18 protein-coding genes are annotated in these 23,296 nt (G+C 45.8%); 6 read left to right on the forward strand and 12 right to left on the reverse strand.

What is annotated here, in order from left to right; genetic code table 11:
* Nucleotides 1-13: 13 nt before the first annotated feature.
* The 5 genes from pstS to A9236_RS05400 all read right to left on the reverse strand — a co-directional run bounded on the left by pstS (nt 14) and on the right by A9236_RS05400 (nt 6,163).
* On the reverse strand, nt 14-1,042 hold the full coding sequence (gene pstS, locus A9236_RS05380; RefSeq protein ID WP_071465834.1) for a phosphate ABC transporter substrate-binding protein PstS: 1,029 nt from the start codon (nt 1,040-1,042) through the stop codon (nt 14-16).
* Nucleotides 1,043-1,179: 137 nt separating this feature from the next.
* Complete coding sequence (glmM, locus tag A9236_RS05385) at nt 1,180-2,523, reverse strand: phosphoglucosamine mutase (RefSeq protein WP_071465969.1); 1,344 nt, start codon at nt 2,521-2,523, stop codon at nt 1,180-1,182.
* A gap of 45 nt (nt 2,524-2,568) precedes the next feature.
* Complete coding sequence (folP, locus tag A9236_RS05390; protein ID WP_071465970.1) at nt 2,569-3,408, reverse strand: dihydropteroate synthase; 840 nt, start codon at nt 3,406-3,408, stop codon at nt 2,569-2,571.
* 44 nt (nt 3,409-3,452) lie between these two features.
* A complete protein-coding gene (gene ftsH, locus A9236_RS05395) occupies nt 3,453-5,330 on the reverse strand; it encodes an ATP-dependent zinc metalloprotease FtsH (RefSeq protein WP_071465835.1) in 1,878 nt (625 codons plus the stop codon).
* Nucleotides 5,331-5,488: 158 nt separating this feature from the next.
* Nucleotides 5,489-6,163, reverse strand: coding sequence for an RlmE family RNA methyltransferase (locus tag A9236_RS05400; RefSeq protein ID WP_071465836.1), 675 nt, complete (start codon nt 6,161-6,163; stop codon nt 5,489-5,491).
* A gap of 126 nt (nt 6,164-6,289) precedes the next feature.
* Between A9236_RS05400 and A9236_RS05405 the strand changes: the two genes are divergently transcribed.
* Nucleotides 6,290-6,916, forward strand: a complete 627-nt coding sequence (locus tag A9236_RS05405; RefSeq protein WP_071465837.1) for a YhbY family RNA-binding protein — start codon at nt 6,290-6,292, stop codon at nt 6,914-6,916.
* Nucleotides 6,917-6,948: 32 nt separating this feature from the next.
* Here the strand turns inward: A9236_RS05405 and A9236_RS05410 are convergent, their stop codons facing one another.
* From A9236_RS05410 to gloB, 7 genes are all read right to left on the reverse strand, one after another.
* Entirely contained in the window at nt 6,949-7,422 is a 474-nt protein-coding gene (locus A9236_RS05410) for a DUF4149 domain-containing protein (RefSeq protein ID WP_071465838.1), read from the reverse strand.
* Complete coding sequence (gene greA, locus A9236_RS05415; RefSeq protein ID WP_071465839.1) at nt 7,422-7,898, reverse strand: transcription elongation factor GreA; 477 nt, start codon at nt 7,896-7,898, stop codon at nt 7,422-7,424. The genes A9236_RS05410 and greA overlap by 1 nt, the downstream gene beginning before the upstream one ends.
* Nucleotides 7,899-7,955: 57 nt before the next feature.
* Nucleotides 7,956-11,219 carry a carbamoyl-phosphate synthase large subunit gene (gene carB / locus A9236_RS05420; RefSeq protein WP_071465840.1) on the reverse strand — a complete coding sequence of 1,088 codons (3,264 nt, stop codon included), beginning with the start codon at nt 11,217-11,219 and terminating at the stop codon, nt 7,956-7,958.
* Nucleotides 11,219-12,403: a glutamine-hydrolyzing carbamoyl-phosphate synthase small subunit gene (gene carA / locus A9236_RS05425; protein ID WP_071465971.1), complete on the reverse strand. Its 1,185-nt coding sequence runs from the start codon at nt 12,401-12,403 to the stop codon at nt 11,219-11,221. Before carA ends, carB begins: the two co-directional genes overlap by 1 nt.
* Nucleotides 12,404-12,643: 240 nt before the next feature.
* Nucleotides 12,644-14,527 carry a propionate--CoA ligase gene (locus A9236_RS05430; RefSeq protein ID WP_071465841.1) on the reverse strand — a complete coding sequence of 628 codons (1,884 nt, stop codon included), beginning with the start codon at nt 14,525-14,527 and terminating at the stop codon, nt 12,644-12,646.
* A gap of 48 nt (nt 14,528-14,575) precedes the next feature.
* Entirely contained in the window at nt 14,576-15,991 is a 1,416-nt protein-coding gene (locus A9236_RS05435; protein ID WP_071465842.1) for a transglycosylase SLT domain-containing protein, read from the reverse strand.
* Nucleotides 15,991-16,800, reverse strand: coding sequence for a hydroxyacylglutathione hydrolase (gloB, locus tag A9236_RS05440; protein WP_071465843.1), 810 nt, complete (start codon nt 16,798-16,800; stop codon nt 15,991-15,993). Before gloB ends, A9236_RS05435 begins: the two co-directional genes overlap by 1 nt.
* Before the next feature lie 6 nt (nt 16,801-16,806).
* Between gloB and A9236_RS05445 the strand changes: the two genes are divergently transcribed.
* The 5 genes from A9236_RS05445 to dnaQ all read left to right on the forward strand — a co-directional run bounded on the left by A9236_RS05445 (nt 16,807) and on the right by dnaQ (nt 23,296).
* Nucleotides 16,807-17,604: a class I SAM-dependent methyltransferase gene (locus A9236_RS05445; protein ID WP_083398919.1), complete on the forward strand. Its 798-nt coding sequence runs from the start codon at nt 16,807-16,809 to the stop codon at nt 17,602-17,604.
* Nucleotides 17,605-17,613: 9 nt separating this feature from the next.
* A complete protein-coding gene (gene rnhA, locus A9236_RS05450; RefSeq protein WP_071465844.1) occupies nt 17,614-18,078 on the forward strand; it encodes a ribonuclease HI in 465 nt (154 codons plus the stop codon).
* Between the two features lie 111 nt (nt 18,079-18,189).
* Nucleotides 18,190-19,491, forward strand: coding sequence for an efflux RND transporter periplasmic adaptor subunit (locus A9236_RS05455; RefSeq protein ID WP_071465845.1), 1,302 nt, complete (start codon nt 18,190-18,192; stop codon nt 19,489-19,491).
* Nucleotides 19,488-22,586 carry an efflux RND transporter permease subunit gene (locus A9236_RS05460; protein ID WP_071465846.1) on the forward strand — a complete coding sequence of 1,033 codons (3,099 nt, stop codon included), beginning with the start codon at nt 19,488-19,490 and terminating at the stop codon, nt 22,584-22,586. Before A9236_RS05455 ends, A9236_RS05460 begins: the two co-directional genes overlap by 4 nt.
* Entirely contained in the window at nt 22,586-23,296 is a 711-nt protein-coding gene (dnaQ, locus tag A9236_RS05465; protein WP_071465847.1) for a DNA polymerase III subunit epsilon, read from the forward strand. Before A9236_RS05460 ends, dnaQ begins: the two co-directional genes overlap by 1 nt.

A 23,296-nucleotide genomic window follows, 5' to 3' on the forward strand; every position in this document is an offset into this window, starting at 1 on the left:
AATATTTATTTGATTACTTCGTTTGAACTTGTGACCAAACACTTTTACGGATATAGCTTGTTGTTGCATCCGGCATTGGCACATAGTCTAAATCTGATGCCATTTGCTTACCATTAACAAATCCATAATCGAAGAACTTCAGAACTTCTGCTGCATTGGCTTTGTTTTCAGGTTTTTTGTATACAACCACAAAAGTTGCTCCAGTGATCGGCCATGCGGCTGCACCAGGTGCGTTTGTGATAAAGGTATTCATACCTGGAAATTTAGACCAATCTGTGCCAGCAGATGCCGCCGCAAATGATGCACCAGTAGGCTCTACAAATTTGTCGCTAGAGTTTCTCATTTGGGTATAGCTAAGGTTATTCTTCTTTGCATATGCATACTCAACATAGCCGATTGAGTTCTTAACACGGCTAACGTTGGCGGCTACGCCTTCATTACCCTTACCGCTGACGGTAGATGCAGCAGGCCACTTAACCGAAGCGCCAAATCCTACTGTGTCTTTAAAGTTCTTGTTCACTTTAGAGAGGTAGTTGGTAAAAATAGCTGTTGTACCAGAGCCATCCGCACGAGTGACAACAGTAATGTCACCTGCAGGGATCTTTAAACCTGGGTTCATCAAAGCAATGCGCTTGTCACCCCAGTTAGTTACCTGGCCAATAAAAATATCAGAAAGCAAGTCACCAGAAAGTTTTAACTCACCTGGCTTAACACCTTCAATGTTCACTACTGGAACAACACCACCAATGATTGCCGGAAATTGCACCATGCCACCAGCTTCTAAATCTTCAAAGCTCATTGGCGCATCGGTAGCACCAAAATCTACAGTCTTTGCTTTAATTTGTTTAATACCACCACCAGAGCCAATTGACTGATAGTTCAAGCTATTGCCAGTCTTTGTCTTGTAAGCTTCCGCCCATTTAGCAAGAACTGGGTAAATAAAAGAAGAGCCTGCGCCAGTCATTTCAGCCGCAAAAGCAGTTGTACTAAGTGAGGCCACAACCGCGCCAGCAACTAGAGCTTTTTTAAATACTGTATTCATTTAAGGAGTCCTCATGAGTAGTGAATTTGATGCAATATGAGGACGATACGATTTGACTATGACGCTTTTATGACATGTATGTCATAATTAATTTTATTTATATAAATCAATAACTTAAGGAAACAGAAAAATCCTAATTAAGCCGTTGGAATTAAGTCAGCAATACTCTTAGCTGCCCTCATAGCTAGGTCTGCATCTTTGGTTTCTACCATTACCCGCAACAACGGTTCAGTGCCAGATGCACGAATAAGCACCCTTCCAATGGCTTGGAGATCATTCTCTACTTTGGCGATTTGATTACTGAGTATTTGGTCGGACTTCCAGTCATATCCTTGCTTGAATTTCACATTCAAGAGCACTTGGGGGAAGATTTTGACCGATTCTAATAATTGGGCAAGGCTCTTGTTTTGCTTACGCATGGCTGCCAGAACTTGTAGTGCCGCTATTGTGCCATCTCCAGTTGAATGCTCATCTAGGCAAAGCAAGTGGCCCGATCCCTCACCACCAAGTAACCACCCTTTTTCTTTTAATAGCTCAAGTACATAGCGATCACCCACCTGAGAGCGCTCAAAAGAAATACCTAAGCCTTTTATAGCATTCTCTACTGCCAAGTTTGTCATTAAAGTGCCAACCACCCCACCTAAGTCATGACCACGCTCTAAGCGATCTTTTGCAAGTACATAGAGCAACTCATCACCATTAAATAAGCGCCCTGTGCCATCGACCATTTGGAGGCGATCTGCATCACCATCCAAAGCAATGCCAATATCAGCGTTAAGCTCTTTGACCTTAGCAATCAATGCTGCTGGTGCAGTAGCACCGCATCCATCATTAATATTTCGTCCATCTGGGTTAACACCAATGGAAATGACATCTGCGCCAAGCTCATGAAACACATGAGGGGCAGTGTGGTAAGCCGCCCCATTAGCGCAGTCAACCACCAGTTTGATTCCTTTGAGATTTAAGTCTCCGGGAAAAGTCGATTTACAAAATTCTATATACCGTCCTGCCGCATCATCCAAACGGAAGGCCTTGCCCAGTTCTTTCGAATTGACGCACCCCATCGGCTTGTCGAGTTCAGCTTCAATAGCTAACTCAAAATCATCAGATAACTTATCTCCATTAGCGGAGAAAAATTTAATGCCATTGTCTTGGTACGGATTGTGCGATGCCGAAATCACTATGCCAGCAGTTAAACGTAATGCCTTAGTAAGATAAGCAACCCCTGGAGTGGGGATTGGACCGCACAACATGACATCTACACCTGCCGCCGCAAATCCCGCCTCTAAAGCAGCCTCCAAAAGGTACCCTGAAACGCGCGTATCTTTTCCAATCAATATTTTGCAGCGCTCGCCTGGCTTTACATCCCGACTCAATACTTTGCCGGCAGCGTAACCCAAGCGTGTCATAAATTCCGGAACTATCGGAAATTGACCCACTTCACCGCGAATGCCATCGGTACCAAAGTATTGTTTTTTCATGGATGTCATTATAAAACTTAGAAATAGGGCTTTTAGCATCCAAGTCTAAGTATTTACTGCCTCCCAAAGCTTTAAGGCATCAATAGTCTCTGGTACATCATGCACCCTCACAATCTTGGCGCCACGATCTGCTGCCATGATTGCAGCGGCAACACTTGGAGAGACACGTTCATTGGTGTCTTTGCCAGTAATTTTGCCAATCATTGACTTACGAGATATCCCGGCCAATACAGGGAAAGCTAATTCAGAGAATCTGTGAAAGTGACTGAGCATATTCAGGTTGTGTTCGAGACTCTTACCAAAACCAAAGCCAGGATCAATTGCAATTCGATCATGTTCGATGCCTTGAGCAATAAGGAGATAGGCGCGCTCTTTTAGAAACTGCTTCACTTCAGCAATCACATCTTGGTATTCTGGATTAAATTGCATTGTGACTGGGTCACGCTGCATATGCATTAATACAACGCCACAGTTAATACTCTCCAGGACTGCGTTCACGGCACCCTCTTGTCTAAGCGCCCAAATATCGTTTACACAATCTACGCCTGCCATGAGCGCTTGGCGCATGGTTTCTGCCTTATAGGTATCGATCGATAGCGGTACTCCACAATCCTTTAATCCCTCAATCACTGGCAGTACACGATCTAGCTCTTCTTGTAGTGAAACAGGCTCTGCTCCAGGCCTTGTAGACTCTCCGCCGATGTCGATCAGATCAACGCCATTTGCAATCATGTGCTCTGCTTGGGCAATAGCATCCTTTGCCACTTGAAATTGGCCACCATCTGAAAAGGAATCAGGGGTAGTGTTCAAAATACCCATGACAATTGGGCGCTTACGTTTGCTAAAGTCAAAAAGAAAACGCCCACAACGCCAAGTTGTGGGCATCTCTTGAATCTCTGTCTTAATCATCCAGACGGAGTCCGTCGGTTTTAAGCCGTTGCTGGAGCACTACCAGCCGCTGGACCAGGAGTACCAGCAGAGTTACCAAACTGCGTAGCTGGAGGTGGTGCTGGCGGACGTGGTGATCGACCTTCCATGATGTCGGTAATTTGCTCAGCATCAATGGTTTCCCATTCAAGTAAGGCGGCAACCATCGCCTCCACCTTGTCGCGATTTTGCTCCAAGATTGATCTTGCTAATGCATATTGACTATCAATCAAAGTGCGAATCTCTGCATCGACCTTTTGCTGAGTAAGCTCTGAGACAGTCTTGGTGCTGTTACGACCAAAAATACTTTCAGATTCAGTATCAACATAAACCATTGTGCCCAGACTATCGCTCATGCCATAACGAGTAACCATGTCACGCGCCATCTTAGTAGCACGTTCAAAATCATTGGAAGCGCCAGTACTCATGGAGTGCAAAAACACCTCTTCAGCAGCACGACCACCAAATAGAATTGCCAACTCTTCCAACATGCGATCTTTATAAAGATTGACACGATCAAATTCAGGGAGCTGCCAAGTAACACCTAATGCCATACCGCGCGGCATGATGGTTACTTTGTGAACAGGATCGGCTTTAGGTAGAACCTTAGCTACAACAGCATGGCCAGACTCGTGATACGCCGTATTACGACGCTCCTCTTCGCGCATGACAGCAGACTTACGCTCAGGACCCATATAGATCTTATCTTTAGCGTCTTCGAAATCTTTCATGTCAACTGAACGCTTATTACGGCGTGCGGCAAATAAAGCTGCTTCATTAACTAAGTTCGCTAAATCAGCTCCTGAGAATCCAGGTGTACCGCGTGCCAATACGGCAGCATTCACGTCTGGATCGATAGGAACTTTGCGCATATGAACTTGTAAGATTTGCTCGCGACCACGAATATCCGGCAATCCAACGTGCACTTGACGGTCAAAGCGACCTGGACGTAATAGCGCTTTGTCTAGAACGTCCGAACGGTTGGTTGCTGCAACAACGATTACACCGCTATTGCTTTCAAAGCCATCCATCTCAACCAACATTTGGTTCAAGGTTTGTTCGCGCTCATCATTACCACCGCCCATACCAGCACCACGATGACGACCAACCGCATCAATCTCGTCAATAAAAATGATACAAGGAGAGTTCTTCTTGGCGTTCTCAAACATATCGCGCACACGAGATGCACCGACACCAACAAACATTTCAACGAAATCTGAGCCAGAAATGGAAAAGAAAGGCACTTTAGCCTCGCCTGCAATGGCCCTTGCCAAGAGGGTCTTACCTGTACCTGGGGGACCGACTAGCAAGACACCATGCGGAATGCGCCCTCCAAGCTTTTGAAACTTTTGTGGATCTTTTAAGAAGTCAACTAGTTCAGATACTTCTTCCTTAGCTTCATCGCAACCAGCAACATCTGCAAAAGTTACGGTATTGCTGTTCTCGTCAATCAAGCGTGCTTTTGATTTGCCAAAGGAGAATGCGCCACCTTTGCCGCCACCCTGCATCTGTCGCATCATGAAGAACCAAAAACCAATAATTAATAAAGTCGGTCCAAGGTAATACAGAGCAGAAACCAACATATTGGGCTCGTCTTCTGCTTTGCCCGTTACTTGAACACCGTACTTCATTAAATCACCAACCATCCAGATATCGCCTGGAGAGATGATTGAGTACTTATTGCCGTCTGCAGGGGTAACCTGCAAGGTGCGGCCTTGCACATCTACACGTTTTACTTTGCCAGCCTTGGCATCATCCATGAATTGGGAATACGTGACTTGGTTCTGTTCTTTAGGCTTATCAAACTGTTTGAAAACAGTAAAAAGCACTAATCCAACAATGAGCCACACACCGATTTTTTGGAACATATTGCTGTTCAAAATTGAGTCCTTTTCTGGAGTGAACCAGGAGTTAAAGCGAATCGCTACCTAAGTATCTGATTCTACTACCGCCCCTTTTCAAGGGCTAATGGCATATTTATTTCATAAACCCCCTATAAATCGGGGGTTATTAGGCTTAATTAATGCTCTTTAGATGATTATTTTGGAGGCTTTAGGTTTCTTCCCAAAAGGAAGATCTCTGAAGATTTTGCTCTGGATGCTTTTGGTTTACGGGAGGCAACCGTTTTAAAGACCTTTTTAAAGGATTCCACGATTTGGCTATAGCCGCTACCGTTAAAGCACTTAATCAAAAGTGCGCCTTCTGGCTTTAGATGAGCGCTTGCAAAGTCCAAAGCTATCTCTGCCAAAAAAGCCATTCTGGCAGCATCAGCCACACCAACCCCAGAAAGATTTGGCGCCATATCCGAGAGAACTAAGTCAACCTTACCTTCAGCACTTTTTGGCAGCAGCGCCTCTAAGGCAGCCAGACCCTCATCCTCCCTAAAGTCGCCTTGAATAAAGCTTACATCCGCAATGTCTTCCATTGGCAAGATATCAATGGCAATAATTTGACCATCCGGCTTACCAGACTCGATCTTAGGATTACTTTTGCCAAGTTCAGTCAGGCGATTGCGAACGTACTGAGACCAGCTACCTGGAGCACTTCCCAAGTCAACTATGGTCATACCCGCTTTGATGAGGTGATCCTGCTCGTCAATTTCACTAAGCTTATAAACCGCCCTAGCGCGATAACCCTCTTTTTGAGCCATCTTCACATAGGGATCGGTTAGATGATCCTGCAACCAACTTTTATTAAATTTATTCTTTGCCACAACTTACCCACTTTCGACCTACATTTTCCTAGTTTCTGCCCCCTAAAGCAAAAGGAATCGTCGTAAAACCAATCAAATACCCTCTAAATGGGGTCATTTAGACCTCAATGCTCTATCATCGAGGCCATGACTGCACTAACCATTACCCCCGCCCAACGCAAATCCCTCAAAGCTGATGCCCATGACCTAAGTCCTGTGGTGATGGTTGGTGGGGATGGTTTAACGCCTGCCGTAATTAAAGAAGCAAAACTGGCAATCAATCATCATGGCCTGATTAAGATTCGCGTTTTTGGTGATGACCGTGAAGCCCGCATCGCTATCTATGAAGAACTTTGCGACAAATTAAATGCCGCCCCAGTTCAGCATATTGGCAAGTTGCTTGTGCTTTGGAAGCCAAAAGATATTGTTGATGAGGCGTATGCAAACTTAGGGCGCTCCAGTAAACAAACCAAGAAATCATTACAAGCGCCTCGCACCAAACGACAACCAAATCGCGCACCTACCAAAACGGGTGTTCGTACCAGCACATCCGAAAGATCTGATCGTCGCTCCGCTTCTAACAAATCACCATTTGAACGAGCCGCTGCCGTCAAATCAGCAACCCCTAAGAAGCGTGTTTTACGCTCCGAAGCTGCTGAGTCAAAGATTGGCTGGTCGTCACCTGGCTACCGCAAGGCTGCTGCTGCACCTGCGCCAATTAAGAGACGTAAGGTACGCATGAGTAGCACCAAGAAAAAATCACTTGGCTCTTAATCAATCTGGATTGAAATAAATAAGAAACGCCGCTAGTCGGCGTTTTTTGTTGCCCGCCAAACTAGCAGCAAACCAAGCACTGACTGAATCATGAACAAGGTACTTGAAACCCCATGCAGACGATTAAATAAGATGGCATTAGTCGATTCACTAACTGAGAGTCCAGCTAACAGCGCTTGATCTCGGAGAGAATTCATCCAAGGGATGATGATGAAGGCGGCAGTAACAGTGCAAGATAGCATTGCTAACAAGATCCAGCGTATGAAGCGGAATTGTTGATAGCCCAGCCTGACGAGATGGTTTGCCATCAACATCAAAAGAATACTGAGCGCCACACCGATCAGTGCCGTTGCTTTAAATAGATTAGCCGCAACCATCCCGGCGACCTGACGATCACCGAGGGTAGAAAATAAGACAGGGACAACTAAAAATCCAACGGTAATGAAACTACCAACCCAAAGCCCAGATACGACAGTAAAAGCTCTCTGGGTGCGGGTATTGCTCATTAGATATATTTGACTGCGAGAATTTCTACTTCACGATTACCACCAGGGGCCTGGACAGCAACCACGTCACCCTCTTCTTTACTAATTAAAGCGCGTGCAATTGGTGAGCTAATTGAAATCTTATTAGAGGCAATATCCGCTTCATCATCCCCCACGATTTGATAAGTGAACTTAGTGCCATCTTCTAAATCTTCAAGATCTACAGTTGCGCCAAATACAACTCGACCAGATACATCGAGTGATGCTGGATCAATAATTTGTGCTGCAGATAGTTTGCCTTCGAGCTCCTGAATGCGGCCTTCAATGAAGCCCTGTTTCTCTTTGGCAGCATCGTACTCGGCATTCTCAGAAAGATCACCTTGAGCGCGAGCCTCTGAGATAGCGTTGATAACGGAGGGACGCTCAACATGCTTGAGACGGTGCAGCTCCTCTTTCAGAAGTTCTGCACCGCGTTTGGTAATTGGAATTGTGCTCATGCTACTAACCTAACTTAAAAACAGGCGCAAAACGCGCCTACAAAAGTTAATTTTAGATTAAATGAGTGTTCGATGTAAGTTTTGCAGAGAATAAACTTCCAGCGACTCCTTGCTGCCATTTTGAGATGCCAGTAAGCCATCCATCACCGCACGAGCAGCGCTAATAGTGGTGTAGTAAGTCACACCATTTGCTTGTGCGCTGGTACGAATTGACCTGGAATCTGCAATCGCAGTTCGAGTCTCATCCACGGTAGTAAACACCAAGGAAATCTCGCCATTCTTGATGAAATCAACAATATGAGGACGACCATCCTTAACCTTGTTCACAACTTTAACCGGGAAGCCGGCAGCCTCAATTGCCGCAGCCGTTCCTTTGGTGGCAACCATCGGGAAACCAAGCTGATGCAATAACTTAGCTACCTCAATCGCTTTTGGCTTATCGCTATCTTTAACAGTCAGCAGCACAGTGCCACTCTTGGGTAATTTAATACCAGCGCCAAGCTGAGACTTAAACAAAGCTTCGCCAAAGGTTTTACCCACACCCATTACTTCACCGGTCGAGCGCATTTCTGGCCCCAGAATCGGATCAATGCCTGGGAATTTATTAAATGGGAAAACAGCCTCTTTAACCGAGAAGTATGGGGGCTTCACTTCAGACTTAATGCCTTGTTGCTCCAATGTTTGACCAACCATGCAACGGGCAGCAATCTTTGCTAATTGCAAACCAGTGGCCTTGGAAACAAATGGGACAGTACGGGAAGCGCGTGGATTAACTTCCAGAACATAGATAACATCCTTGCCGTCCACATTCTGAATCGCAAACTGTACGTTCATTAATCCAATGACATTTAGCCCCTTAGCCATGGCTGCGGTTTGACGCTTAATTTCTTCAACCGTTTCATCCGATAAAGAATATGGAGGCAATGAACAAGCGGAGTCTCCAGAGTGAACTCCGGCTTGCTCAATGTGCTCCATAACGCCACCGATAAATACCTTATTGCCATCGCTGATGCAATCTACATCACACTCAATCGCATCGTTTAAGAAGCGATCTAGCAATACTGGAGAGTCATGAGAAACCTTGACCGCTTCACGCATATAGCGCTCTAAGTCGCGACCATCATGAACGATTTCCATTGCACGGCCACCCAGAACATATGATGGACGAACCACTAATGGATAACCAATTTCTTCGGCTAGCTTGAGCGCCTCTTCTTCAGTACGGGCAGTACGGTTAGGCGGCTGACGTAAACCTAAGTCTTGTAAAAGTTTTTGAAAGCGTTCACGATCCTCTGCAGCATCGATCATGTCTGGAGAAGTACCAATGATCGGAACGCCGTTACGCTCAAGATCCAAAGCTAGCTTCAAAGGAGTTTGACCACCATACTGAACGATCACGCCTTTAGGCTTTTCTTTAGCAACAATTTCTAAGACATCTTCAAGGGTCAAAGGCTCAAAATACAAACGGTCTGAAGTATCGTAGTCCGTTGATACGGTTTCTGGATTGCAGTTAACCATGATGGTTTCATAGCCATCATCACGCATCGCTAAGGCTGCGTGGACACAGCAATAGTCAAACTCAATACCCTGACCAATACGGTTTGGACCACCACCCAAAACCATGATCTTCTCTTTGCTTGTTGGACGAGATTCACATTCACCGTGCTCAGCCTCATAAGTGGAATACATATAAGCGGTATTCGTTGAGAACTCGGCAGCACAAGTATCTACACGCTTGTAGACCGGAACTACTTTTAGGCGATGTCGCGCAGCACGCACAGAGGTGGCATCTACACTAAGTAATTTGGCAAGACGGCGATCCGAGAATCCCTTCTGCTTCACAAAACGCAGTTCAGCTGCAGAAAGGCTATCAATCTTGCGTTGCTTAAGCTCCGTCTCCATGGTGATGAGCTCTTCGATCTGCTCTAAGAACCAAGGATCTACCTTCGTCTCGTTATAGATTTCATCTAAACCCATGCCCATACGGAATGCATCTGCAAGGTACCAAATGCGATCTGGGCCGGGCTCATTGATTTCATTAATGATGTCATCTAGGTCAGTGGAAACTTCATCCAAACCATCAACACCAACCTCTAAACCGCGTAAGGCTTTTTGGAAAGACTCTTGGAAAGTGCGGCCAATCGCCATTACCTCACCAACTGACTTCATCTGGGTCGTTAAACGTGAGTCTGCTTGCGGGAATTTCTCAAACGCAAAGCGTGGAATCTTTGTAACAACATAATCAATTGAGGGCTCAAAGGATGCTGGTGTTGCGCCACCAGTAATGTCATTTTTTAATTCGTCAAGCGTATAGCCAACTGCCAACTTCGCAGCAATCTTGGCGATTGGGAAACCAGTTGCTTTTGACGCTAATGCCGATGAGCGAGATACACGTGGGTTCATCTCAATCACGATCATGCGACCGTCAACCGGGTTAATGGAAAACTGCACGTTTGAACCACCGGTATCCACACCGATTTCACGGAGCACTGCAATCGATGCATTCCGCATGATTTGGTACTCTTTATCGGTCAAGGTCTGTGCTGGGGCAACAGTAATCGAGTCACCAGTATGAACACCCATTGGGTCCAAGTTTTCAATCGAGCAAACGATGATGCAGTTGTCGTTACGATCACGCACCACTTCCATCTCAAATTCTTTCCAACCAAGGAGAGACTCTTCAATTAAGAGCTCACGTGTTGGTGATAAATCGAGTCCTCGCTTGCAAATCTCTTCAAACTCTTCACGGTTATAGGCAATACCGCCACCTGATCCACCCATGGTGAATGAGGGACGAATAACTACTGGAAAACCAGAGCTACCTGTCTCACCTTGAATGCGTTGCTGCACCTCATGGGCCTCATCCATAGAATGCGCAATACCAGATTTAGCAGAGCCCAAACCAATTTTGGTCATGGCATCTTTGAATTTCTGACGATCTTCTGCTTTATCGATTGCTTCAGGTGAAGCTCCAATTAATTCACAGCCATATTTCTCCAATACGCCATGACGATGTAAATCGAGTGCGCAATTTAAGGCTGTTTGACCACCCATCGTTGGCAGGATCGCATCTGGCTTCTCAGTTGCAATAATGCGTTCAACCACTTCCCAGGTAATTGGCTCGATATAAGTGACATCAGCCATTTCTGGGTCAGTCATGATGGTTGCTGGATTGCTGTTTACCAAAATGACTTTGTAACCTTCGTCACGCAATGCTTTACAAGCTTGTGCGCCTGAATAATCAAATTCACAGGCCTGTCCAATGACAATCGGACCAGCACCAATAATGAGGATGCTCTTAATGTCGCTACGCTTAGGCATTATTTGCCTCCTTGATTGGCAGCATTCATTAGCTCCACAAAACGATCAAATAAATAGGCTATGTCATGAGGCCCGGGCGATGCTTCCGGGTGACCCTGGAAGCACAATGCTGGCTTATCTTTCCAAGCTAAGCCTTGAAGGGACCCATCGAACAGAGAGACATGGGTGACGCGAATGTTATTCGGCAGCGTATTAGCATCAACTGCAAAACCGTGGTTCTGAGAAGTAATAGCAACACGACCAGTATCTAAATCCTTCACCGGATGGTTGGCGCCATGGTGACCAAACTTCATCTTGAGAGTTTTAGCTCCTGCAGCCAAGCCCATAATTTGGTGACCCAAGCAGATACCAAAGGTAGGAACACCCTTTTCGATAATTTCTTTAGCTGCAGCAATTGCGTAGTCACAAGGACCAGGATCTCCAGGGCCATTTGAGAAAAACACGCCATCTGGTTTCATCGCCAATACTTCTGCCGCGCTAGTTTGGGCAGGAACTACTGTGAGTTCACAACCGCGCTCTGTGAGCATGCGCAAAATATTACGCTTTACGCCAAAGTCGTAGGCAACTACTTTTTTTGTCGGCTTTGATTTATTGAGAGTTCTATAAGCAGGTTTGCCATCAGGACCATGCAAATCCCATTCAGCCTCAAGCCATTCATAGGACTTCTTGGTGCTAACAACCTTGGCTAAATCTAAACCTGACATGCCTGGGAAAGCTTTTGCTAATTCAAGAGCCTGCTTACCGAGGGATTCATAACTATCGCCCAAGTTACCTGCAACGATAGCGCCGGATTGAGCCCCTTGATCGCGAAGGATGCGAGTGAGCTTACGGGTATCGATTCCGGCAATACCCACAACACCTGCTTTAGTGAGATAGGAATCCAAACTTTCCTCTGAACGGAAATTGGACACGCGTTTTGGTAAATCTTTGATCACCAGGCCAGCAGAATGAATTTGGTCTGACTCTGCATCTTGGGAGTTCACTCCGACATTACCAATGTGCGGGTAAGTCAAAGTAACAATTTGACGTGAATAGCTAGGATCAGTAATGATCTCTTGGTATCCAGTTAATGCAGTATTAAAGACAACTTCACCGGTAGTATCGCCAGGGGCGCCAATGCTAAATCCGGGAAATAGTGTGCCGTCAGCTAAAGCCAACACGGCGGGGGGAAAAGAAGGAAGCAAGGGTGACAAACCATCTCCAGTCCCTGCTCCATCCGACGCTCAAAACCCCCAAAAAGACCAACCCGGGGTGTATTTATGCGGGAGGTGAGTGTCTTTAAGCGCTAGGGTAATTTAATAAGTTTCGAACCTTGCAATCATACCAGTTTTGGTCCTTAAACCTTTGAATTCCCAGCCAAACAGGCTTAAAAAGGGGTTTTCTTCCTCAAACCGAAAGCCTGAGGAGTTTTTCTGACTTAAAGATTAGGATTGAGCGCCCTGCTCGATGATGGTCTTGATTTGGGCTAAAACTGTCTGATCTTCCATCGTACTGATATCCCCAGGATCGCGCCCTTCAGCAACCGCCTGTAATGCGCGGCGGACGATCTTGCCGGAACGAGTCTTGGGCAAAGCATTGACCACATAGACACGACCTGGACGAGCAATGGCACCCAATTGGCTGTCGACTGTCTTCATACACTCTTTTTCGAGATTCTCGGCTTTTGACGGATCCTTTGGAATCACAAAAGCAATTGCAGCCTGACCCTTGAGTTTGTCCTCAATACCCACTACTGCAACTTCAGAAATATTGGGGTGACTAGAAATACTCTCTTCAATCTCACGAGTGCCAAGGCGATGACCGGCAACGTTGATTACATCATCTGTACGGCCCAAGATGAAGAAGTAACCATCTTTGTCCTTGATGCCCCAGTCAAAAGTCGAGTAGATTAATTTGCCGGGAATCGTTTCCCAGTAGGTGCTCACGAAACGCTTGTCATCACCCCAAACCGTTTGCATGCAACCTGGAGGTAATGGTCCCTCGATCGCAATGACACCTTTTTGATCAGGGCCCAACTCTTCGGAAGTAGCATCGTCTAGTAGCTTCATGTTGTAGCCAAATGAAGGTACGCCTGGTGAACCAAACTTGTGTGGCATTACTTCAACACCACGTTGAATAGCCAACATCGGCCAGCCAGTTTCTGTCTGCCAGTAGTTATCCACAATTGGTTTTTTTATCGCATCATGAATCCAGCTTGCAGTTGGCTCATCTAAGGGTTCGCCCGCTAAAAACAAAGCCCGTAATTTAGAGAGATCATGTTTAGTAAGGAATGCAGGATCTTGTTTCTTGAGAACGCGCACAGCGGTTGGAGCTGAGAACATCACTGACACGTTGTACTTTGCAACAAGTTCCCACCAGATGCCAGCATCAGGACGCAGTGGCGTACCTTCATACATGATCGTCGCCATTCCACTGAGCAAAGGCGCATAAATGATGTAGCTATGACCAACTACCCAACCAATATCTGAGGTACAAAACATCGTTTCACCAGCATTGCCAGTAAAAATATGTTTCATCGAGGCGGCTAAGGCTACGGCATAGCCCCCAGTATCGCGTTGTACGCCTTTTGGTTTTCCAGTGGTACCAGAGGTATACAAAATATAAGAAGGATGAGTTGCATCAACCCATTCAATGGGAACAATATCGTTTAGATGTTTTTGACGCTCAGTGGCGTAATCCAGGTCACGACCAGCGACAGTCTTGAACTCTGTCAAGCCACGATTCACAATCAATACTTTTTCCGGCTTATATGCTGCTAATGTAATTGCCTCATCAAGCAATGGCTTATAAGGAACGGCCTTGCCTCCACGCGCACCCGCTTCAGCAGTCACAATCATTTTGGGTAGGGCATCATCAATACGGGAAGCCAAGCTGTGTGAAGCAAAGCCACCGAATACGACTGAATGGATTGCACCAATACGAGTGCAAGCCAACATGGCAAAACAAGCTTCTGCAATCATCGGCATGTAAATCAGAACACGATCGCCCTTTTGGATGCCATTCGCTTTGTAGATCGCGGCCATACGATTCACTTCTTCGTATAGCTCTTTATAGGTATAGGCTTTTTCTAAATTGGTCTCAGTAGAAACCGCGACTAGCGCTATTTGATCAGGCCGCTCTTTTGCATGACGATCTACTGCGTTGTAGCAAAGATTGGTAAGGCCACCCTCAAACCATTTTGCAAATGGTGGGTTGTCGTAATTCAGAACTGTATCGAATGGTTTTTCCCAATGTATTAATTTCGCCTGCTCACCCCAAAATCCATCCGGGTCTTTAATTGAGCGTTCATGATGTGCTTTATAGGACATGGTCAACCTAATCTAAAAGTTACTGAAATTGCTGGTTTCTCTATCCCTCTAATTACTTGCCTTTTTGGTTGAGGGCGTCGATCTACCATTTTTCGCAGATTTTGCAAGCCCTGTCGATGCGGATTTATGCTGAGATGCAGCATTTTTTCCAGAAGAATTACCCTTAGTTGAAGCCGCTTCAACCGCTTTGACTCCCTTAGGCGGAGCACATTTAGCAGTCTTAGCTCCTTTACTACCTTTTGTCGGTTTGGGACACTTCGGTTGTGGTGGAGGTGGTTTTTCCAGACTTAAGCTCGCGTTATCTGCCATTGCCGACGAAACATCGCCCGAGCGATTGCCCGTTTTAGGAATTAATACGGTAGAGCCGGTCTTAATTCGCATCCCCTTAGGTATGCCGTTAACTTGTCTTAGCGCATCAGCATCTACGCCTAATGTTTTTGCTGTTTGATCAACGCTCTCTGTTTTGGCGACCCTTACTGCAGTCCATGAAGAAAGCGGTTTGGTGTATTTCTTGAGATTCTCTTGAAAGATTTCGGCGTGGCCAAAGGGCAATAAGATCTGTTGATTTGCATTACTCAGAATCACTGGCTTATTAAATGATGGATTGAGACTATAAAACTCATCAGAAGGAATTTCTGCTAACTTAATGGCCAAGGCCACATCAATATCGTTACCCACATCCACTGCAACAAAGTATGGGTGATTTTCTAGCTCAGGCAAAACAATTCCATAGGCCTGTGGATCAAGCACGATTTGACGGTACGCCATGAGTTTTGGTACATACATTCGCGTCTCAAGCGGCAAAGTTAAGCTTTCGTAACCCGTTGGCAAGCCTGCCGCTAGATTGCGCTTCTGGGCCTTAGATACATTGCCAGCACCCCAGTTATAGGCAGCTAGCGCAAGCTCCCAGCTGCCAAACTGATTATTGAGTCGTTGCAAATAATCGAGGGCTGCATCAGTAGACTGAAGAATATCTTTGCGTTCATCACGAAAAACATTTTGAGTAAGCTGAAAGTCTTTGCCTGTAGCTGGCATGAATTGCCATAGCCCAACTGCCTTAGCATTGGACTTGGCATTCGTCACGAAAGCGCTCTCAACAAAAGGCAGCAAAGCAATTTCAGTTGGCATATTGCGCGCATTTACTTCTTGCACAATGTAGAACAAATAACGTGAAGAGCGGGTCATCGAACGATTAACATAATCTGGTCGAGCACTTAACCAGCGAACCTGTTCGATCTCTAGCGGACTATTCATGGGCTCCATCTGGAACCCATCGCGAATTCGAATCCATAAATTATCAGAAGGAGCGTAAACCTTACTCACAGATTGATTTTTGAGATTGACGCGAGTCACTTTTGAGGACTTGGAATTGCCCCTCGCTGGCGTATCTGAAGACCAATCACCAGTACTTGCACAACCCGATATTAAGGCGGCTACTGCAAGTACCGCATAAATCAAACGCATCAGAACTTATCTTTCCAAGCGCGAATGACGGCCAATACATGTGCAGAACTTGGCAAATCTGCTTGACCAGAGATTGATTTTGCTGAGGCAATCACTTCGGCTTGATCGCTGCGCATAAAAGGATTGACCTGTAGCTCTTGCCCAATCGTTGTTGGCAAAGTTGGCAAACCTTTATCGCGGAGTTCTTTTGCCTGCTCAGCCCAGGAGATCAAATTGACATTATTAGGCTCTACTGCAAGGGCAAAACGAATATTCGAGAGTGTATATTCATGGGTGCAATACACCAGGGTATTTTTAGGCAATGCAGCAAACTTCGCCAGGGATTGGGTCATTTGTGTAGGCGTACCCTCAAACAATCTTCCGCAACCAGAGGCAAACAAAGTGTCGCCACAAAAGAGCATGGGTTCAACTACATTTGCCTGCATATTTGCAAAGTAGGCAATGTGACTTAAGGTGTGCCCTGGAACTTCATAAACTTTTAGGCTAATTCGGGGCGAGGCGATTTCAATCTTGTCACCCTCTTTTACTATTTGAGTTCGGCCTGGAATATTCTCGCCCGCTGGTCCATAGACTGGAATATTGGCGTCAATGGCTTGCAGTAAGTTGAGGATTCCCCCGGTATGGTCAGCATGGTGGTGGGTAATCACAATTCCCTTGAGTTTGAGCTGCTGCTTTGCAAGATAGTCCAAAACCGGGGCAGAATCACCGGGATCAACGACTAAGGCAGAATGTCCATCGTGAATACACCAGATGTAATTGTCATCAAAGGCGGGAATGGGCCAAACCTGCAATAAAGTATTCTTATCCATAGTCCGATGATACCAACCCCACCTATCCCCTCGCAGACGCCTGCACCCCCATGGAGCTCTTGGGAGAAATGGCTGCAATCACCGCCTGGACGGTATGTTCTCCGCTGGGAGCAAAAATGCTTTGATCAGATCGTGGCAGATGTTTTTGGCTTTCATGCAGTTCAAATTGGCTTGCCCCAAATGAATGCGCTTAGCGAGAATCGCATGCCTTTGCATGCACTTTTGGTGCACACCAATGACAATCGAGAAAGTGCCTCACGTTTTAGGTGGCACCCAATTGAAGGTAATGCTACTGAACTGCCGTTTGCCAATGAAAGTATTGACCTCATTGTCCTGCCACATGTACTGGAATTTGCTTCAGATCCCCATCAAATTCTGCGTGAAGTCGATCGCGTCTTGCGTCCCGAGGGTCGTCTAGTTATCTCCGGCTTTAATCCTGCTAGCCTCTGGGGAGCAAGACAATATCTCAGCAGGCTTATCGGCAACCCCTACTTGCCAAGAGATGGTCAATTTATTAGCCTCATCCGGGTTAAAGATTGGCTGCAATTGTTAAATTATTCCTTAGATCGTGGCCACTTTGGTTGTTATAAGTTGCCGCTGCAGGGTGAAGCATCAATGACCCGCATGGATTTTTTAGAGCCCATGGGAAATCGCTGGTGGCCCATATTCGGCGCTGTGTTCTTGGTTTCGGCAATTAAACGTCAAAAAGGGATGAGGCTGATTGGTCAGGTTCCACCGCTTCGCGTACCCGCAATTACTCAATTAGCCCCTGCTGCAGAACGCAATACATTAAAGAACAAGTAAATTAGCGCTATGCCACAACACAAAACAGCCCATCACCCTCCCCATATCGTCATTTACACCGATGGTGCCTGCAAAGGCAACCCAGGACCTGGTGGCTGGGGAGCTGTATTGCGGTCAGGAAATCATGAGAAACATATGCATGGTGGCGAAAAGCACACCACCAACAATCGCATGGAAATTAGTGCTGTTATTTTTGCTCTGCGCGCCTTAAAGCAAAGAAGCTCAATAGAACTCTGGACCGACTCCCAATACGTCCAAAAAGGGGTTACAGAATGGCTAGAGGGCTGGAAAAAACGGGGCTGGAAGACGGCCAGTAAAGAGCCAGTCAAAAATGCGGATTTATGGCAAGAATTGGATGCTTTGCTTCCAGATCATGAAATTTCGTGGCATTGGGTCCGTGGACATAACGGTCACCCAGGTAATGAGTTGGCTGACCAGCTAGCCAATAAGGGTGTAGAGGAGTTTTTACCTTAGTGCTCATGTTGTTCTGACAAGGCTTTTCCTTCGGTCTTATGAGAGAATGGGCGAGCCTTAAAATCGCTAGAAACTGCATTTAAACCATAAAAAACCTAGAAAAACGAGACTGTGTCAAAAATAGAATCTTCTCTGGATCAGCTAGTAATCAAACTAGGCCAACTTAAAACCGTTGGCAAAGCCCGCTTGTGCTCGTTGTGGCAAAAATATTCACCCCAATTAGATAAGCTTAAGAAAATTGACTACGCCACAGTAAAAGCGTTTGTTGTGAAATTTAAGTGGCGCATTCTGCTGGTTTTAATTGTTTTATACGCCGGCTCAAAGGTCTACGATTATTTTTTCCCTGCAGCTGATAAAGCGGGCGGTCCAATAACAGTTACAACATTTGTAGTGGAGAAGAAAGATATCCCATTGATTCTTGAGGCAACTGGGACCATTGTTTCCAACAATATTGTAGATATTCGCCCCATGATCACCAACACTGTCGCCAAGATATTGGTTAAAGACGGTCAAGAAGTAAAAGCGGGCGATTTACTGTTTCAATTAGATGATCGCAATGACAAGGCTAACTACGAGAAACTCAAAGCTTTGGCTGATGACGCTCAAAGCCAGTACTTAAGAGCTAAGGAGCTAGTAGCCAAAAATTTCATCTCCAAGGCAGGCTTAGATACTTCCTCTGCTAATGCCAAATCTGCACTAGCGGCAGCCAAAGCTGCTGAAGTACAGCTGTCGTTTGATTACATTCGTTCGCCTATCGATGGGCGCGCAGGCATTGTGAACGTATTCCCCGGCTCACTGGTTCAGGCCAGCAACGTGGTTTCTACCGCTACCAGCTCAACTGCAACTTCCAGCGTTGGCGCAATGGTAACGATCACGCAACTGAATCCAATCAATGTGCAGTTTGTAATCCCAGAGAAAGACATTCCAACAATCCTGGAAAACCAACTCGATGGCGAGGCAATGTCAGTACAAGTAACCGTTGGAGATTCAGGTAAAAAAACCTATGATGGCAAAGTGATCGTGGTTGACAATCAAGTCGACCCACAAATTGCAGCGGTAAGGGTAAAGGCCCAAATTCCAAATGACTCGATGAGCCTTCTTCCCGGTCAGTTTGCTCGAGTTTCCTTAATTGCCAACACCCTCAAAGATGCCTTAACTGTGCCCTCTCAGGCAGTCATCATGAGTCCTCGTGGAAAAACGGTTTACGTAGTTGGCGAAGGGGACAAGGTAGCAGCCAAGCCCGTAAAGGTTATTTACGAATACCAAGGTACATCTGTGATTGACGGAGTTAGCGCTGGCGATCGTGTAGTTGTCGAAGGCAAACAGAATTTACGCCCAGGTGGAAAAATTCGCGAGGCCAAAACAGCAGCCAGCAACCAATCATCAACTCCTAGCTCAGTAGAGAAAAAATGACGCTTTCCGAATTATGTATTCGGCGTCCAGTAATGACGGTATTGCTCTCGGTAGCAACCGTCATAGCGGGTACAGTCGCCTATCTTAAGATCCCCGTTGCTGCCTTACCGAGCTTCAACTCCCCTGTTATCTCTGTTAGCGCTTCATTGCCAGGCGCTTCACCTGAAAATATGGCGGCTTCAGTGGCGCTTCCACTGGAAAAAGAGTTTTCAACAATTGATGGTATTTCCGTCATTAGCTCAAGCAACTTTTTAGGCACCACCAACATTACGCTTGAATTTAATAACGACCGAGATATTGATAAGGCAGCAGTCGATGTTCAAGCAGCCCTCTTGAGGGCTCAAAAACGTTTGCCTATTGAAATGACGATACCTCCGTCATATCGAAAAATTAATCCAGCAGATACACCGGTTCTTGTAGTGCGCATGAGTTCGCCGTCGGTAAATCTCTCGGACCTAAATGACTTTGCTGAAAATCTACTTTCCCCCAATCTGTCCACCATCACCGGTGTAGCGCAAGTATTAGTTTACGGCGCCAAACGCTACGCAGTCCGCATCCGCGTTCATCCTGATGCTCTTGGTAATCGCAACCTCACCATGGATGATGTAGCAACCGCTGTTAACAAAGCGAATGCCAATAGCCCGGTTGGCGTTTTAGATGGCCCTCGTCAATCTATTACGATTTACGCAAACCCACAGTTAGTAAAACCAGAGGAGTTTGCCAACCTCATCATTGCGCAAAAAAATGGTTTACCGATTTATCTCAAGGATGTAGCTGAGGTTAGTCAAAGCTATGAGGATGTTAAAACCTGGGCGACCGCAAGTGGTGAACGCTCGATAGCGATTGCGGTCTTAAGACAGCCTAGCGCAAATACAGTGGAGGTTGTGAACGCGGTAAAAGCTTTGATTCCGCAACTTCAGAAGCAAATGCCTGCCTCTATTAAGCTGCAGCTTCTCAATGACCGCTCCCTCTCCATTATTGAAGCGATTCATGATGTTAACTTCACGCTTGCATTAACCGTACTATTGGTCGTGCTAGTCATCTTCCTGTTCTTAAAGCACATTTCTGCAACAGTAATTCCGTCTATTAGCCTGCCAATCTCTTTAATCGGTGCTTTTTTCTTGCTGTATTTCTTAGGCTACAGCCTAGATAATATTTCTCTACTAGGTATCACGCTTGCGGTTGGCTTGGTTGTGGATGATGCAATCGTGGTGCTTGAGAACATCATGCGATACGTAGAAGATGGAATGGAGCCATTGAAAGCCTCTCTTAAGGGCAGTAAAGAAGTAGGCTTCACGATTATCTCTATCTCCATCTCGCTTGTTGCCGTATTTATTCCCATCTTCTTTATGGCTGGCCCTATCGGCCTCCTCTTTAGAGAATTTGCAGTGGTAGTTTCTCTCTCAATCTTGGTATCTGCGATCACCTCTTTAACCGTAGTTCCCATGTTATGCAGCAGATTTTTACCCCAACCAGGACAGCATGCAAAAGAATATGCAATCAACAAGAAGTTTGATCGCCTATTTGATTGGATGCTCAAGACTTATATTCACTACCTTGATCTAGCGTTAAAGAATCGCCGCATTGTTCTGATGGGTGCATTTTCCACTTTTATTTTGACTGTAGTACTGTTCGTTAATAGCCCCAAAGGCTTCTTTCCAGAGGAAGATATTGGTCAAATTCTGGCAACAACTGAAGCATCCGAAGATATTTCTTTTAAAGCAATGCTGGCATTGCAAGATCAGGCTGCCGCTCTAGTGAACACTGACCCAAATGTCGATAGCTCGATCTCGGTTGTTGGAGGGGGCGCAAGCTCTGGAACGAATACTGGCAGAATATTTATCATCCTTAAAAATAAAGCCGATCGCCAAAAGATGTCCAAAGTCATGGAGGGATTGCGTGCCAAGTTCAAAGAATTGCCAGGACTTAACGTCTACATGCGCCCCGTTCAAAACTTACAACTTGGCGGAAAAAATAGTAAGAGCCGCTATCAATTTACGTTACAAAGCGTCGGCTTTGAAGGTGTTAACGAGTGGGCGGATAAGCTCATGCAAAAAATGCGCGCCGACCCTATGTTCCGTGATGTTACTAGCGACTCACAATTAAAAGGTTTGAACGTCAGAATCGATATTAATCGAGAAAAGGCCGCTAGTGCCGGCGTTACCATTGCTGATATTCGAACTGCTCTCTATGACTCTTATGGAGAGCGTCAAGTTTCAACCATATACACACCGGTCAATACTTATTACGCCATTCTTGAAACTGCTGAAGAAGATCGCCAATACGAGACCGATTTAAATAAGGTTTTTGTCCGTGGTCGCGCTACAGATAAACTCATTCCACTCTCTAGTATTGCCAGTTTTGTTCGCACTGTTGGTCCAACTGCTGTTAACCACCAAGGTCAAATTCCTGCGGTTACCCTTTCCTTTAACTTGGCCCCCGATATCTTCCTGGGGGATGCTACAAAGAAAATTGAAGGGTACACCAAAGATATTGGTCTTCCACCATCAATCATTACAAGCTATGGTGGCGATGCTGCAGTATTTAAAAGCAATCAGTCTGGCCAAATTATTTTGATTCTATCTGCCTTAGGGGTAATTTATATCCTGCTAGGCGTTCTCTATGAGAGCTATATTCACCCTCTTACCATTTTGGCCGGCCTGCCCTCTGCTGCAATTGGTGCGATTTTGACTCTTCGCATCTTTGGTTTTGAGTTAACCATCATCGCTTCTATTGGTATTTTGCTGTTGATCGGTATTGTGAAAAAGAATGCGATCTTGATGATTGACTTTGCCTTAGATGTACAACGAAATCAAGGTATGACCCCCGAGAAGGCCATTAGAGAAGCCTGTATCTTGCGTTTTCGCCCAATCATGATGACAACCTTCGCCGCTTTAATGGGAGCCTTGCCAATTGCCCTTGGTATAGGCGCCGGTGCCGAACTAAGACAGCCGCTAGGTATTGCTGTTGCTGGCGGTTTGATCTTCTCTCAATTTGTGACCTTAATCATTACACCAGTAATTTACCTTTACCTTGATAAATATGCTGGCAATGGCCCAATGGATATTCCAGCGTCAGTGCTTGAAGGAACCTAATGCGTCAAGTTATTCTCGATACGGAAACAACGGGTTTAAATCCCGCTACAGGTGATCGCATCATTGAAATTGGTTGCGTTGAAGTTATCGACCGTCGCTTAACAGACCGCACCTTTCACTATTACGTTAATCCTGAGCGTGACATTGATGCCGGCGCTTTTGCAGTTCATGGACTCTCTAGAGAGTTTTTATCGGATAAACCCCTCTTCGGCAATATCGTAGAACAGCTAATTGAGTTTGTAGATGGCGCTGAAATCGTAATTCACAACGCAGCCTTTGACTTGGGCTTCTTGGATAATGAATTTGCCCTCTTGAAGCGCCCACCCTTTCGCGGTCTTGCTTCAAAGGTAATCGATACATTATTAGATGCCCGCCAGATGTTCCCTGGTAAACGCAATTCTTTAGATGCACTCTGCGAGCGTTTTTCAATTAGCAATGAACATCGCACCCTACACGGGGCGCTATTAGATGCCCAGCTACTTGCTGAAGTCTATATTGCGATGACTAGAGGTCAAGAGGACCTGTCAATTGATTTGATTGATTACACAGTTGGCACTGACTCATCCGGCCTTACTAAACCTTTGCCAACTAATCTCAAGGTCATGACAGCAAGCTCTGATGAACTTGAGCAGCACGAAAAGATATTGTCTGAAATTATGAAGGCAAGCAAAAAGGATTCTGTTTGGAGCCCTGCCGTCTCTGGGAGCTAA

Source organism: Polynucleobacter sp. QLW-P1DATA-2, assembly GCF_001870365.1.
In the GTDB taxonomy this organism is placed as follows: domain Bacteria; phylum Pseudomonadota; class Gammaproteobacteria; order Burkholderiales; family Burkholderiaceae; genus Polynucleobacter.

Coding starts and splice junctions, on each gene's coding strand:
- gloB (WP_071465843.1), bottom strand. CDS start 16,800: ATGGATAAGAATACTTTATTGCAGGTTTGGCCCATTCCCGCCTTTGAT.
- A9236_RS05435 (WP_071465842.1), bottom strand. CDS start 15,991: ATGCGTTTGATTTATGCGGTACTTGCAGTAGCCGCCTTAATATCGGGT.
- carB (WP_071465840.1), bottom strand. CDS start 11,219: ATGCCTAAGCGTAGCGACATTAAGAGCATCCTCATTATTGGTGCTGGT.
- A9236_RS05410 (WP_071465838.1), bottom strand. CDS start 7,422: ATGAGCAATACCCGCACCCAGAGAGCTTTTACTGTCGTATCTGGGCTT.
- A9236_RS05445 (WP_083398919.1), top strand. CDS start 16,807: ATGATACCAACCCCACCTATCCCCTCGCAGACGCCTGCACCCCCATGG.
- glmM (WP_071465969.1), bottom strand. CDS start 2,523: ATGAAAAAACAATACTTTGGTACCGATGGCATTCGCGGTGAAGTGGGT.
- pstS (WP_071465834.1), bottom strand. CDS start 1,042: ATGAATACAGTATTTAAAAAAGCTCTAGTTGCTGGCGCGGTTGTGGCC.
- greA (WP_071465839.1), bottom strand. CDS start 7,898: ATGAGCACAATTCCAATTACCAAACGCGGTGCAGAACTTCTGAAAGAG.
- A9236_RS05430 (WP_071465841.1), bottom strand. CDS start 14,527: ATGTCCTATAAAGCACATCATGAACGCTCAATTAAAGACCCGGATGGA.
- rnhA (WP_071465844.1), top strand. CDS start 17,614: ATGCCACAACACAAAACAGCCCATCACCCTCCCCATATCGTCATTTAC.
- folP (WP_071465970.1), bottom strand. CDS start 3,408: ATGCCCACAACTTGGCGTTGTGGGCGTTTTCTTTTTGACTTTAGCAAA.
- A9236_RS05405 (WP_071465837.1), top strand. CDS start 6,290: ATGACTGCACTAACCATTACCCCCGCCCAACGCAAATCCCTCAAAGCT.
- A9236_RS05460 (WP_071465846.1), top strand. CDS start 19,488: ATGACGCTTTCCGAATTATGTATTCGGCGTCCAGTAATGACGGTATTG.
- dnaQ (WP_071465847.1), top strand. CDS start 22,586: ATGCGTCAAGTTATTCTCGATACGGAAACAACGGGTTTAAATCCCGCT.